We start from the raw sequence: 13,378 nt of genomic DNA, 5'->3' as shown, positions 1-13,378 counted from the left end.
GCGGTAATGCTTAAAGAAATAGAAATCCAAAATTTTAGGTGCTTTGAGCAAATTAAAATTTCTGGGTTTGAAAGAGTCAATTTAATCGGTGGTAAAAACAATGCTGGCAAAACAGCCTTGCTAGAAGCAATTTTTCTCTATGTTGCTCCAAAACCTAGCAGCATACTATTTCTAAGAGAGCTTAGAAAGGAATCATCATTAGTAATGAAAGCTATGCCTGACAAAGCCTGGGACAACTTATTTCATGTACGGGGAAAAGAAAAATCTATACTAATTATTGGAACAGATGACAACAATGATACCGATCAATTTACCATCCAACCATGTATAGATCCGACAACTATTTATCGGAAAGATATTGATCCGAAAACTATTGATCCGACAAGTATTCATTTAAGTAGATCGCGCACAAACAAATCAAATAAATTTTCACTCTCGGTAAGTAATACTGGTTCTAACGACTCTTTAATTGCTAGTTCCAAAGGTTTAATAAATGGTAGTAATACCATAATTACTGATGCCATTCCTACTCCTGGTGAACTACCGATTATTCCCTCTTTTACCAGAATTTCAGGAATAGAACTCACAGAAGCCTACGATCGCGCTCGTTTGAATGAAAAAGATAGCGAAGTTTTGAAAGCTTTTCAAGTTATCGATCCGGCGATCGAATCAGTAGAGAGTTTTTATATTGGCGAACCAACACTATACTTGAGAAGAAAAGGAGAAAAACGTTTACCTCTCTCATTGTTTGGAGATGCTATGAACCGAGTTGCAGAAATTATTCTTAAACTGATAAACAGCGAAGATAAAATACTGCTAATTGATGAAATAGAGAATGGCATACACTATAAAAGTCAGCCGGAGTTTTGGAGAGTGTTATTTCGGTTAGCGGTTGAACTGGATACGCAGATTTTTGCTACAACGCACAGTTTAGAGATGCTTCAAGCATTTGCTAAGGTGGGTTTAGAACAAAATCAGGAATGCAGCAGCGCATATTTTGAACTAGCAAGGAAACTCAAAACAAATCAAATAATCGGAAGTCGGCTCGATTTGGAAACTTTGAATTACGCACTAGAGCATCAAGAAGGAGTGAGAGGTGAGTAATATTGTCATAGTAGAAAGTAAAAATGATAGGATTTTCATGCAGGCAATGGTTGAGAAACTAAACTGCGATATCCAGGTAGCATCACCTATTTATATAGATGATTATCAAAGTTTGGAAGGCTTGAGCGAAACAGAGTTAACCAAAGCTTTAAAAAATTTAGAAAGAAAGATTGACCGAAAAGATATCGAAAAGATTGGAATTATTATCGACATTGATAATTGTTCAGAGCAAGAACGGCTGCAATTCGTAGATAAATGTATAAAACAAGTGTTTGAAGCTGAAAGCTTGTCAAGCACTAAACAATTTATCGATATTTGTACAAAACTTGGCACAAAGGCAAAATTGGCTTGTTACTTTACAAATGTTGGAGGTAGAGGGGAACTGGAAACGCTTTTAAAGGCAATAAAAGCTAAAGATTCGACCTATGCTGATTGTTTGGATAGCTGGAAAACTTGCCTAGAAAACCAGGGAAAGAAAATCAACCAGAAAGAGTTTGATAAATTCTGGATTAGCAACTATATTAGATTTGATACTTGCTTAAAGAAGGAACAGAAACGAGCAGGAGAGAAATGCAGTATGTCTAAGTTTGATTATGTTATGGAACACAAAAAAGATATTTGGGATTGGGATAATCCTGCTCTTGATGATTTGAAGGAGTTTTTTAAACTCTTTTGTTAATATGATAAAATTCACATAAGTAGGCATCGGAATTACTCATCTCTCTCTTCTCTAACTCTGCGCCCTCTGCGCCCTCTGTGGTTAAAAAAAAATTCTATTCACCAAATAAGACATCTATATGAGCTTAAAAATCTACTTTCTGCGCCACGGTGAAACAGTTTACAGCAAAACAGGCGGTTTCTGTGGCGACCTCGACCCAGAATTAACGCCCGAAGGTTCTCAAATGGCAGAACAGTTTGGCGCCGCTTACGCAAAATTGCCTTGGGATGCTGTTTATGTCAGTCCCATGAAACGCACGATCGCAACTGCAAAACCTTTGTGTGATACTCTGGGAATTGAAATGCAGCTTCGCGACGGCTTGAGGGAAATTAAGTACGGCAAGTGGGAGGGTCAAACAGTTGAATTTGTCCGGGAAAAATATGCCCAAGAGTACATTAATTGGTTGACGGAACCGGCTTGGAATCCACCGACTGATGGCGAAACTTCTGTGCAAATTGCTAGCCGATCGTCCTTAATTATCGCAGAAATTCAGGAAAAATACAAAGATGGTAATGTTTTGGTAGTTTCCCACAAGGCGACTATTCGGATTATTCTGTGCAGTTTGTTGGGAATCGATCTGGGAAGTTACCGCAATCGCATTGCTGCTCTAGCAGCTTCTGTTAGTATTGTCAAGTTTGATGTGCGCGGGCCGATGCTGGAGGTTTTGGGCGATCGATCGCACATGGATGAAACTCTGCGCAACTTACCCGGTACTTGAAATTGCCGGTAAGCTGCGCCACAATCATCCTAGATTCTAAATTGCGCCTATGTAAGACAATCCTAAAATAGTACCTGCTCCCAAAATATGACCAAATGCAGTAGTTCCCAAAACAGCACCCAAACTCAAACCACCAAACATACTCGATGAGGGCATGGCTGGGCCTGTGCTCGGATTTTGGATGGTTGATTTGCCGATCGCGATCGCTAGAATATTACAAGCAATCATGATCAAAGCAATAGTAGGACTCCATTCTACGGTTCTGGGGGCAACAGCAAGTAAAATTGGTGTAAACATCGATTTGACTCCTTAAATTTTAGTAAATGAAAATCTAATCAGAAGATATATCAAACTACCGCAACTGTTAGCTACTAATTGCATTAAGAGTTAACATTTCGACATTTTTCTTCATAAATTTTGTATGGTTATCTACTCGTTATACTTGTTCCCAGGCTCTGCCTGGTAACACATATCTGGAGGCTCTGCCTCCCATTTCCTCCACCAGCGAGGCTACTGAGCATTGATGAAGCGAGGCAGAGCCTCTAGGCATAGGTTCCCAGGCTCTTCCTAGGAACCAGTTAAACCGGACAAAATAAACCATGAAAATATTAGTCTTAAACGCAGGTTCTAGCAGTCAAAAAAGCTGTCTTTATGAGTTAAAAGATGTGCAATCCGATCGCCCTTTGCAACCTCTGTGGGAAGCAAAAATTGATTGGACTCACCAGCAGAATGTATCTGAATTGAAAGTCGAAACAGCAGCAGGTAGTCAGCTAGAGGAGGAGTTAGCCTCAGAATCTCGCCAAGCTGCTATTTATCGAATGCTGGAGACTCTGTGGAAGGGGAAAACTCAAACCATTAACAATCTAAACGAGATTGATATTGTCGGGCACCGCGTCGTACACGGCGGGCAAGAGTATCAGCAAAGTACGTTAATTTCACCCGATGTTAAAGAGGCGATCGCCAGTTTAGCAGTTTTCGCCCCCGTACACAATCCCGTCAACCTAGAAGGCATTGAGGCGATGGAAAAAATCCTCCCAAATGTGCGGCAAATAGCAGTATTTGATACAGCTTTTCACGCAGGATTAGCACCCGCCACCTTTGTGTATCCAGGCCCCTACGAATGGCTGGAAAAAGACATTCGCCGCTACGGTTTTCACGGGATTAGCCATCAATATTGCGCGCGTCGGGCTGCCGAAATTCTGGGGCGTGATTTGGCAGATTTGCGGCTGATTAGCTGTCATTTGGGCAACGGGTGTTCTCTGGCTGCTATTCGCGGTGGCGTCAGTGTGGATACGACGATGGGATTTACGCCCTTGGAAGGTTTGATGATGGGAAGTCGATCGGGTTCCATCGATCCTGGTATTATAATTCATCTGTTAAGGCGATCGGATTTAACTGCGGAAAAACTTGACAATATGCTCAATCGCAATTCTGGCTTGAAAGGGATTTCTGGGGTGTCTGCTGATATGCGACAGATTGTGGAAGCGATTTCCCAAGGTAATGAGAGAGCTCAACTAGCATTGGATATTTACATCCACCGTTTGCGTGCCGGTATCGGGGCGATGTTGGCGAGTTTGGGAGGATTGGATGGTTTGATTTTTACGGCGGGTGTTGGGGAAAATTCTCCTATTGTGCGGGCTGCTGCTTGCGAAACTTTTGGATTTATGGGTTTAAAATTGGATGAAGAGCACAATCTACAGTCGCCCATTGATGCAGATATTGCGACGGCGGATTCTGCGGTGAAAGTTTTAGTAATTCACACCCAGGAAGATTGGGAAATTGCGCGGGAGTGCTCGAAATTTTGATGATTTCAGGTTGGCCCAGATGATAGTGCAAAGGTGCGATAGGCGGCTAATGCTGCTTGTTTCACGGTTTCGGGGACGATGGGAAAAGTAGTCAAAATGTAGGCGAATTCTGCTTCCGTTAAGCCGTAAAGGTGGGCGATGATGCCATCTAATTCGGCTCGCAATTGAGCCCGTTCTGTTTCATCGGTAACGCCTTCTTTGTGGGAGTTCAAGCCGACTTCTTGGGCTAATTCGTCAAATTCTGGGGCGGTGCAGATTAGTTTGGCGGCGCGTTGTACGATATCGGTGAAGTATTTGTCACCAGTTGTTAATCTTGGGACAGGCATTTGATAAATGAAGAAAAAGGTAAGATTTGTCGTTACTCGCTGTCTAAAAGCACAATCAATTACATAGCTATTCATCACTGACATAAAAAATAGTTCAGCTTGACAATCTGGTTTTAGCTGTTCGCTATATCTGATGACCGCCGTTGGCAACTTATGATTGCAAAAAACTTCTCTCGACAACATAGTCATAATCATTGTTCGAGAATCGGTATTTCTAGCAATATCTCTAAATGCCAGACGATAAGTTTGATAATCTAGCTTTTGTCCTATATCCGTTTCATTGCGTTTCAATAATGCTTTGCGTCCTTCATCCTCATTTATCCAGTATTTTGGTTGTCCCCATAGATGAGTAAACTGATGAATCATCTTACCTTCATAAAGTGGCAGTCTCCCTTTCCCTGGTTCTTGCTTGAATAAATGACTATCATTCGTCATGTGAAATTCCGCCGTTAACCGCAGATTCCATTTCTCCTCAATCTGTTCGCCCAGTAACGGGAATTGCAGCATTTTCTCAGCAATCCGAATATCTCCCTCATTTTTAAACTCCATCACCGACAGAGAGTCAGGAGATAACTTTCGCACTAATTCAACGTTAATTTGCAAGCTATCAGCACTAGGAAATCTTTGCAGTTCATCCACATCAAGACGCATAAAAGCTGAGGGAAATTCAGTGGTTATCCCATCCTTCTCAAAAGTAAGGACAACTATTTTAAAACTCTTATGAACTCCTTCAAAAATATTTTTTCGATTTTCTAAACAAAATAACCCCGTGACTTTGGTTTGACTAAATAACATCTCCCGCAGTTGCTTCGTACCCAAGTCAGTGTAAATTCCACTAGGGATCACAATCCCACACTCGCCACCTCTGCGTAAGAGATTAAAACATTGTTCTACAAATAGTTTATAGAGATTAATATCCGTACCTGTGACTTTTGAATAGATGTAAATCAGCGTTTTCATCGCTGCGACTAAAAACGCGCCGGAACCGCAGGATGGGTCTAATAATGTGAGGTTTGGGAGGATTTCTGTTAGTAGGTGGCGGCAGAGATTGGCGTCGAGATTGGTGAGGAGTTCGGTGATTGTTTCAAAGTGATGGGGAGAAGAACCCCCCCGGCCCCCCTTGCTAAGGGGGGAGAAAGAGGGAGATTCCCCCTTGCTAAGGGGGGAGAAAGAGGGAGATTCCCCCTTGCTAAGGGGGGAGAAAGAGGGAGATTCCCCCTTGCTAAGGGGGGAGGAAGAGGGAGAGGGGGAGGAAGAGTTGGAAGAGTTAAGGGATTGGTTGACTCTATCGAGGATTAGTTTGTTGATTGTGCGATCGCACAAATATTCAGTAATCTCTGGTCTGGTATAATAAGCACCAAAGGCTTTTTGGTTAATGTATTTCTCAAAGATGTATCCCAAAACCGCTGGATTAATTTCGTTTTCCTTCCCACCCACTGTATCGTCGAGATTCCAAGAATAGCGCGCAAATAAATCTAAGATTTTCTCAAACGCAGCATCGGGTATGGCAATATTTGGATAATTCTGTTCGATGGGATGTTCCAGAAACAGTCCCCCATTCAAGTATTTAATATCGCCGATAAATTCTTTAACGTCATCCGCCCGCAAATCGAGAGGTTTAGCAAATCCCTCAAAAAACAGTGTTTTCAAGAATTCTGAGTAAAATAAATCGGTTCCTCGCTGTTTGCTTGCTGCTAATTTTTCCTGCAAGTACAGCATTTTACCGCTGTCGATAAATCCTTTGCGCTGCAAAAAATAAACAAACATCAAGCGGTTGAGTAAAACCGAAGTATACCAGCGCCTATCTGTTTCTTTTTCTATCCCGGAAATCACACTTAAAAATTCTACGTGTTGCTGTTTAAATTCTTCAAAAAACTTCTTAGTAACTGGTTCGACATTCAATCCAGCCTGCAATCTTTGGGCGACATCAATCACTGACAGGGTTTCTAATTCTGCTAATTCAACTTTTAAAGCTGTGACTTTACTCAACAGTAAATCGCAGGGTTCCCGTTTCACGTATACATGATCGCGAGGATAAAGTTTTGTACCTTCTTGCTTCACCCAATACCAGAGAGATTTGGTGCGATTTTTGTCAATAAAAATCAATAGGTTTTCGGCAGAAATGTGGACGATTTCGCGATAAATTGTCAGTCTTTGGGCGCTGTTGGGGATATTTCCGCTAGCGCTGATAATTTCATATACAACTACTTTGTTAAGTTGGGAAATGGCCTTTCGGGAATAAGTCTCGCCTTCTATTTCTAGAGGTACGGTTTTGTGGGATGATGGATTGTCCCAACCGAGTTTTTGGACGAATAGTTTGTTGAATTCAAAGTCTTGGAGAAGTTGGCGGGATTCTGTAAGTGTTTGTGACATAGTTATATATGAAGGAAGAAGGGATAGGAGAGTCCGACAGTCCGGCAGGGGTTGAAACCCCTGCCTCAAAGCTAAAGTCCTCTGAAGAGGACTGAGAAGAAGAATTTTCAACTCATGAGTCCTCTTTCAGAGGACTTTCGCTATTAGACAGGGAATTCATTCCCTGGCGGACTGGCTGGATAACGAGAGGAGTGGCGGACTGACAGCTAATGCCATGTCGCTACTGGATTAATTAACTTGTAAAAAACTAAAGATATCTGCAACTCGCAATTGCCAATCGCTTAACACATTCAAAACTGGTATAATATCACTATCATATTTCACTTCTGGCAACTGATTTGGTTGAAATACCATCACAGAACGATCGTTTGTATCGATAAATAAACCTAATTTGGTTTGGTGCTGAATCGAAAAAATAATTTTGTTAATTACACGATTGGGAGACTGTTCTGGTGACAGAATTTCAATTACCCAATCGGGATGACTTTCAAATCGATTAGCAATTTCTCCATTTTCATCAACGGGGATGCGAGACCATTCAAAAACGGCAATATCTGGTACTAAGGAACGTCCCCCAAATGTGCAGCGTAACTCAGTCAAAGCTAAAGCTAGTTTTTTGGGTTTACCCTGTTGATTAATCGTTGAGGCAAATTCAGTTTGAATCAGACTATGTTTTCCTTGGGGCATCGTTTTCTGATAAATTTTACCGTCGATGTATTCACTCGCCGGTTCCGTTTCTGATAAATTCAAGAATGCTGCCAGAGAAAGCTTGGATTGAGGCTCAATTGATAGCGTCATAATCTTAAAATAAAGCTATTATGCCAATTTTTCATGAGGCTGCATAGAATTTGATCCCCCCTAACCCCCCTTAATAAGGGGGGGACAAGAAATATTCTCAAAGTCCCCCTTGTTAAGGGGGATTTAGGGGGATCGGGATATGTGCAACGACCAATTAAATTGATATTACTGATTGTACATCTTATTAGTTCTGAAACAAGCCTAAAGAACAAATAATCATCGGTTCCCGTTTGTCTCCATCTTCACTAACTATACAAAAACGGTCGTCCATTCTTAATGCTACGACTAATTCTGCTAAAGCGCGATCGCCAATACCGCTTTTTAATTGCCGATTTAACGTGTCAATTGCCGACTGGCGCAGGGGATAGCGGTAAATTTCATCAATGGCTTTTGCCAATTCCTCGGATGCAAATATTGTACCACGCATGGACTGCGCGTAACTCTTCAAACGTTCGTAAGTTCGGAACCTGGCCCCGGAAGACCGGCCCAATTGTCCGCCCGCTGTTGACTCTTCTTCTGCTATCAATTCTGCACCTTTTGTGACTAATTCGTGATGTTGTTTGTCTCTGGGAATTGCTGGTGTCGATTCGTCGCAGGCGGCAATTTTTAATATGGCTAATTGCGATTGAGTGACGCTGTTTCCATCGCGATCGACCCAAATTAACGAATCATTACCCTCCGTAGTTTTCATGTACAATAAAACCCCTTCTGGCTGCAAGGGTTCGGGTGTATGAGCGCGAGTTGAGTAAACTACATTTGGCATTGATTCAATGGTTTTCTTCAAAGTTGGATTGTTGTCTGTCGCATTTTTCCAAATTTGAAATGCTTCCGATGTTAAGTCAACTTCGGCATCTTCTTCGCCATCTAAAATCCCGGATTTTTCATTGTAAATATCCAGAATGACTTGTGGTGAATCGTCCTCAAAAAATGTCTCGTCAGTCCCGACAACTTCGGCATTTTCCTGCAATCGCCGCCGCAGTCTTTCCCGCAGGTTGATAATCCGTTCTACTCCTTCGTCTGGCAAAAATGAATAGCACAAAATGCGATCGGCTGTTTGTCCGATTCTGTCTACTCTTCCCGCCCGCTGAATCAACCGAATGATTGCCCAAGGTAAGTCATAATTAACGATAATCGCACTGTCTTGTAAGTTGTGACCTTCACTCAGAATATCGGTGGTAATTAAGACGCGCAATTCTTGTTCGGGTGAGATTTTTTCACGCTTACCGTTGCTAGTTGGACTAAACCGGAATGTGAGTTCGGTGGGGTCTTTTGATTTGCCTGTCACTGATGCAACGCCCGCAATATTTAACTTGGTTAAGTTGTCGGTTAGATAACGGACTGTATCGGCAAATTGAGTAAAAATTAATACTTTCTCGTGGGGGTGAGTTTCTGTCAGCAATGTCACCAAAGCTGCTAACTTTTGATCTGGTTGAGAATGCCATACACTGCAAGTTTGCAATACTTCAATTAAACAGCGGGCATCTGCTAGCAAATCCTGTTTTAACTTCTTGCTATCAAAAAAGTCTGATTTTAACCATTTAAACCTGCGCTGGTAGCGGGTTTTATATTCTTGATAAACTAATTCTGCCCGCTGTTTAAAGGTTTTTTCGTTGAGTAGCAATTCGGCTGCAACATCTAAAAGTTCCCCCGAATTATCTTCTGTTTCTTCGCTATCAAAATTGCTCATCACAACTGAATCTGCATCTTCGTCGCTGTTGCGGGTATCCAATAATTCTGCATCCTGAGTGCCGATCGGGATATCGGAGTTTTGGTCGATCGCATATAAGTAGATAAAATTCCGCAGGATGTGCCGCTCGATCGACTGAATAAAGGCACTGCCACTGCTTTCTAGGCGCTTAAACAGGTTTGTCCGCGAAAATCCCATCAACCGCCGACCGCCACGGAATAGGGCATCTAGCTGTCGCTGTTCTGCTTCAGTCGGCTGTTGTTTGGTTTTTTTGGCGATGTAATTTCCCAGTCCGTAACGGGGCAGATTTAGGGCGTTGATGACTTCGACAATTTCTGGGAAGTCAAGCTGGGCTTTGGTTGCAGGATTTTCGGAGGAAAACTTAATGGTTCTTGGAAGGCGATCGGGAAAATAGGAGCGCGTGCGATTGGCAAATTCTAGATATTTGCGCGGGTTTTCTGCATCAGTTGCCGCATAATTTTCTTTGATAAACGAGCGAGTTCGCCTCACCATGTAGCGCTTCATCAACTCTCGCCAATCATCAGGATGTTCGCTTTTTTCAAAAGCAGCTAAAGAGCGCACGGAACATTGATGCCGCTTCATAAATTCTAACTCTCCTTTGCTACCACCGCCTAATTTATTTAGCAAAGCTTCCGGGCGCAATCCTAAATTTTGGTCTTCAGGAATAAACAGCCGCAATTGAGCAGATAAATCTAAATAGGTTTTGTTATAGGGAGTTGCTGAAAGTAGAATACATTTACTTTCATTGATGGCAATATATTCTTGAATGGCTCGATATCGCTTGCCTTCGCGGTTTCTGAGGTTGTGACTTTCATCGATTAAGACAACTCGGTAGCGGCGCAATTCCGGCAATTCTTGCTGTACCCGACTGATGGATAAGACTTTCGCCAGCAGACGATATTTATCTGCATACTCTTGCCACATTTTGACCAAGTTTTTCGGACAAATAATCAGAGTTTCCAAGAGACAATCTTCTTGGAGAATTTTGGCAATAGCCGTACCGACTAAAGTTTTGCCCAAACCTACCACATCGCCAATAATCACGCCTCCCCGTTTGGTAATGTGACGGGCTGCTAGCTTAACGGCTTCTTCTTGAAACTGAAATAAACCCTTAAAATCGCGGGGAATCTGAAATTCGGAAATACCTGCGATCGCCTCGCGGGACAAATGATAGACAATGTTGAGATAGATGTGATAGGGTGGAATTGGTTCGGATCGCGCCCAACTGCGATCGAGAATTTCTGCAAGTTCTTTAGAAATATCAACACAGCCGTATTCTTCCCAGCGATCGTCAAACCATTTTTGCAACTTATTACAAGCATCAAAATCTAAAATATCAATGTTCAATTCTCCTTGTTTCGATAGTCCCGATAAAGTCAGATTGCTGCTACCCAAAAAACCGACAATCGGACTGTTTGGATCGTGACGATGAACGAGATATAGTTTAGCGTGTAGGGGATAAGCTAAAAATAATTTAACAATGACTTTTCCAGTTTTAATCTGATAACTTAACCTGCGTAATCCTGCTTCATCGATATCACTAGGAGCCCCTATTGTCAACTGTTGGCGAAATTCCTCAGCCATCCGTTTTTTGAGGCGAATAATTGCACTATTGTCAATCCCCCGGTGATGGGAAATCAGGCTAAAACTAGCATTCAATTCATCGGATGGCAAACTTTGCATTCCCACCAAAAGACGACAGCAAGCTCCTTGATTTCCCACATATGCTTCGATTAAATCGCCAATGCTCCGCCATCCCCGGAGGTTGAAATAGCCCACGCAAAAATCGGCACGGTAGGAGAGTTTAATGGTTTCTCGTAATGCTGGTAGCAGCCACTGTTCGATGTTGTCAAAAATGCGAGGCACTTGGTTTCCTCTGTGATGATTAATGTTGGTGAAAAATGTGAGATTCCCGACTTCTTCAATAAGTCGGGAATCTGGGTATTTTGTTGTTTAGGCTGGGTTAAAATTGCGGTTCAATACCTGCCGATCGCAACTGAGCGCGTAATTGCTCTAATTCGTCTTCGGCGCGATCGGCTCTTTGTCGTTGTTGTTCTGCTCTTTGTCGCTCTTGTTGGGCGATTTCCTGTTCGCGATCGGCTCTTTGTCGCTCTTCTTCGGCTCTTTCAGCTCCAGATAACAACAGATTCCCTTCACTATCCCACCAGCGCAACCAAGGTAACTCAACATTTTGATACATTCCTTGCCAAATTCCCAATTCCACTCCTAACGGTGCAATGGGATAATGACCGCGCTCATTTGCAGCAACTAATTGATACCTATCTTGGATCAGATTATAGACTTCAACGCTAGCCTTTGTGACTTCATAAATTCCATAAAATGCCGGATGGATGACATTTTCATAAATCCAGAATTTGCCAGCCTTAGTTTCCTGTTTTCCCGATCGCAATAAAGGAGTTCTGTCCCGTTCTTCCGTCCCATTCCCGGATACAAACTCTAACACAATCAACGGCGATACAAACTCTTGCCACATCACATAAGAACGGCGCGATTGACCGTCTAGTGTTGGCGGGACATTGGGGACATAGAACCAATCAGGCGCTTCTGCACCCCGTTCTAGCGGGTCAGTTAATCGCCAATAAATACCGCTATCTTGACCGATACAATAATTACCGTCAGCGTGAATTCTTTCTAAAATGGGAGTAATTGAATCAGTTAGTAAGATGCTTTGGGGATGTTCTTGAAAGTTCTTCACAAAAGTACCATCAGATTCGGGTAGTTGAGTGTGGTCTGGCCAGCCTGTGGGATTGTTTTCTACATCGAGGGTGAATTTCATAGTTTTATTTTGATTGGAGGTGTTTTTGAGACAATAACAGCAATGAGTTCGATCGCACTTTCAGACAATTTACAATTCCGGTTCAAGGCCGGCCGATCGCAACTGAGCGCGTAATTGCTCTAATTGGTCTTCGGCGCGATCGGCTCTTTGTCGCTCTTTTTCAGCTCTTTCAGCTCCAGATAACAACAGATTCCCTTCACTATCCCACCAGCGCAACCAAGGTAACTCAACATTTTGATAAGTACCTTGCCAAATTCCTAATTCCACTCCCAACTGCGGAATCGGATAATGAGCGCGATCGTTTGCGGCAACTAATTGATACCTATCTTCTATAAAGTGATAAACTTCAACACTAGCCTTACTGACTTCATAAATACCATAAAAAGCCGGACGGATGACATTTTCATAAATCCAGAATTTCCCCGGCTTAGTTTCCTGCTGACCCGATCGCAATAAAGGCGTTCTGTCCCGTTCTTCCGTCCCATTCCCGGATACAAACTCTAACACAATCAACGGCGATACAAACTCTTGCCACATCACATAAGAACGGCGCGATTGACCATCCAGTGTTGGCGGGACATTGGGGACATAAAACCAGTCTGGCGCTTCTGCACCCCGTTCTAGCGGGTCAGTTAATCGCCAATAAATACCGCTATCTTGACCGATGCAATAGTTACCGTCAGCGTGAATACTCTGCAAAATGGGAGTAATTGAATCAGTTAGTAAGATGCTTTGGGGATGTTCTTGAAAGTTCTTCACAAAAGTACCGTCTGATTCTGGTAGTTGAGTATGATCTGGCCAACCTGTAGGATTGTTTTCTACATCGAGGGAGAATTTCATAGTTTTATTAGGTATAACTTTTGCTCTCCATTCTAATCAATTTGCTTCTCGGTTGCTGCGCCAAAGCCCATCGAACCAAGGGCGATCGCACCCAACCAACCCCAGCCGCTAGCCCCAAGTGAGGCAATCCCCCCGCAGCCCCCGCTTCTCGACGCGGTACAATAAATGCAATCATATCTACGCTTATATTG

Annotated in this window: 11 protein-coding genes; 4 read left to right on the top strand and 7 right to left on the bottom strand. The window is 42.7% G+C overall.

Annotated features, from left to right (window positions below):
- Positions 1-6 precede the first annotated feature (6 nt).
- The 3 genes from AAFP11_RS04365 (at position 7) to AAFP11_RS04355 (ending at position 2,540) form a co-directional block, all read left to right on the top strand.
- A complete protein-coding gene (locus AAFP11_RS04365) occupies positions 7-1,104 on the top strand; it encodes an AAA family ATPase (RefSeq protein ID WP_341735928.1) in 1,098 nt (365 codons plus the stop codon).
- A complete protein-coding gene (locus tag AAFP11_RS04360; protein WP_341735927.1) occupies positions 1,097-1,783 on the top strand; it encodes a DUF3226 domain-containing protein in 687 nt (228 codons plus the stop codon). The genes AAFP11_RS04365 and AAFP11_RS04360 overlap by 8 nt, the downstream gene beginning before the upstream one ends.
- 118 nt (positions 1,784-1,901) lie before the next feature.
- On the top strand, positions 1,902-2,540 hold the full coding sequence (locus tag AAFP11_RS04355) for a histidine phosphatase family protein (RefSeq protein ID WP_341735926.1): 639 nt from the start codon (positions 1,902-1,904) through the stop codon (positions 2,538-2,540).
- Between the two features lie 36 nt (positions 2,541-2,576).
- Here the strand turns inward: AAFP11_RS04355 and psaK are convergent, their stop codons facing one another.
- Positions 2,577-2,837 (bottom strand): photosystem I reaction center subunit PsaK, encoded by a 261-nt coding sequence (gene psaK / locus AAFP11_RS04350; protein WP_341735925.1) that lies wholly within the window; start codon positions 2,835-2,837, stop codon positions 2,577-2,579.
- A gap of 302 nt (positions 2,838-3,139) precedes the next feature.
- On the opposite strand from psaK, the gene AAFP11_RS04345 reads away from it, so the two are divergent.
- Positions 3,140-4,345, top strand: a complete 1,206-nt coding sequence (locus AAFP11_RS04345) for an acetate kinase (RefSeq protein ID WP_341735924.1) — start codon at positions 3,140-3,142, stop codon at positions 4,343-4,345.
- A 5-nt stretch (positions 4,346-4,350) separates the two neighbouring features.
- Here the strand turns inward: AAFP11_RS04345 and AAFP11_RS04340 are convergent, their stop codons facing one another.
- The 6 genes from AAFP11_RS04340 to AAFP11_RS04315 all read right to left on the bottom strand — a co-directional run bounded on the left by AAFP11_RS04340 (position 4,351) and on the right by AAFP11_RS04315 (position 13,362).
- Complete coding sequence (locus AAFP11_RS04340) at positions 4,351-7,044, bottom strand: hypothetical protein (RefSeq protein WP_341735923.1); 2,694 nt, start codon at positions 7,042-7,044, stop codon at positions 4,351-4,353.
- Positions 7,045-7,272: 228 nt separating this feature from the next.
- A complete protein-coding gene (locus AAFP11_RS04335; RefSeq protein WP_341735922.1) occupies positions 7,273-7,842 on the bottom strand; it encodes a Uma2 family endonuclease in 570 nt (189 codons plus the stop codon).
- Between the two features lie 184 nt (positions 7,843-8,026).
- Entirely contained in the window at positions 8,027-11,416 is a 3,390-nt protein-coding gene (locus tag AAFP11_RS04330; protein WP_341735921.1) for a helicase-related protein, read from the bottom strand.
- Between the two features lie 97 nt (positions 11,417-11,513).
- Positions 11,514-12,347: a Uma2 family endonuclease gene (locus AAFP11_RS04325; RefSeq protein WP_341735920.1), complete on the bottom strand. Its 834-nt coding sequence runs from the start codon at positions 12,345-12,347 to the stop codon at positions 11,514-11,516.
- 69 nt (positions 12,348-12,416) lie between these two features.
- Positions 12,417-13,187, bottom strand: a complete 771-nt coding sequence (locus AAFP11_RS04320; RefSeq protein ID WP_341735919.1) for a Uma2 family endonuclease — start codon at positions 13,185-13,187, stop codon at positions 12,417-12,419.
- Positions 13,188-13,194: 7 nt separating this feature from the next.
- A complete protein-coding gene (locus AAFP11_RS04315; protein WP_341735918.1) occupies positions 13,195-13,362 on the bottom strand; it encodes a hypothetical protein in 168 nt (55 codons plus the stop codon).
- Between the last annotated feature and the right edge of the window lie 16 nt (positions 13,363-13,378).

The sequence above is a fragment of the Microcoleus sp. CAWBG640 genome, from assembly GCF_020883015.1.
In the GTDB taxonomy this organism is placed as follows: domain Bacteria; phylum Cyanobacteriota; class Cyanobacteriia; order Cyanobacteriales; family Microcoleaceae; genus Microcoleus; species Microcoleus anatoxicus.
Note: the sequence above shows the minus strand (reverse complement) of the source record. Positions and strands in the feature narration are given on the sequence as shown.

Excerpts from the sequence above, each read along its gene's own strand:
- AAFP11_RS04345 (WP_341735924.1), top strand. The coding sequence starts at position 3,140 with ATGAAAATATTAGTCTTAAACGCAGGTTCTAGCAGTCAAAAAAGCTGT.
- AAFP11_RS04315 (WP_341735918.1), bottom strand. The coding sequence starts at position 13,362 with ATGATTGCATTTATTGTACCGCGTCGAGAAGCGGGGGCTGCGGGGGGA.
- AAFP11_RS04335 (WP_341735922.1), bottom strand. The coding sequence starts at position 7,842 with ATGACGCTATCAATTGAGCCTCAATCCAAGCTTTCTCTGGCAGCATTC.
- AAFP11_RS04365 (WP_341735928.1), top strand. The coding sequence starts at position 7 with ATGCTTAAAGAAATAGAAATCCAAAATTTTAGGTGCTTTGAGCAAATT.
- AAFP11_RS04355 (WP_341735926.1), top strand. The coding sequence starts at position 1,902 with ATGAGCTTAAAAATCTACTTTCTGCGCCACGGTGAAACAGTTTACAGC.
- AAFP11_RS04340 (WP_341735923.1), bottom strand. The coding sequence starts at position 7,044 with ATGTCACAAACACTTACAGAATCCCGCCAACTTCTCCAAGACTTTGAA.
- AAFP11_RS04325 (WP_341735920.1), bottom strand. The coding sequence starts at position 12,347 with ATGAAATTCACCCTCGATGTAGAAAACAATCCCACAGGCTGGCCAGAC.
- AAFP11_RS04320 (WP_341735919.1), bottom strand. The coding sequence starts at position 13,187 with ATGAAATTCTCCCTCGATGTAGAAAACAATCCTACAGGTTGGCCAGAT.
- psaK (WP_341735925.1), bottom strand. The coding sequence starts at position 2,837 with ATGTTTACACCAATTTTACTTGCTGTTGCCCCCAGAACCGTAGAATGG.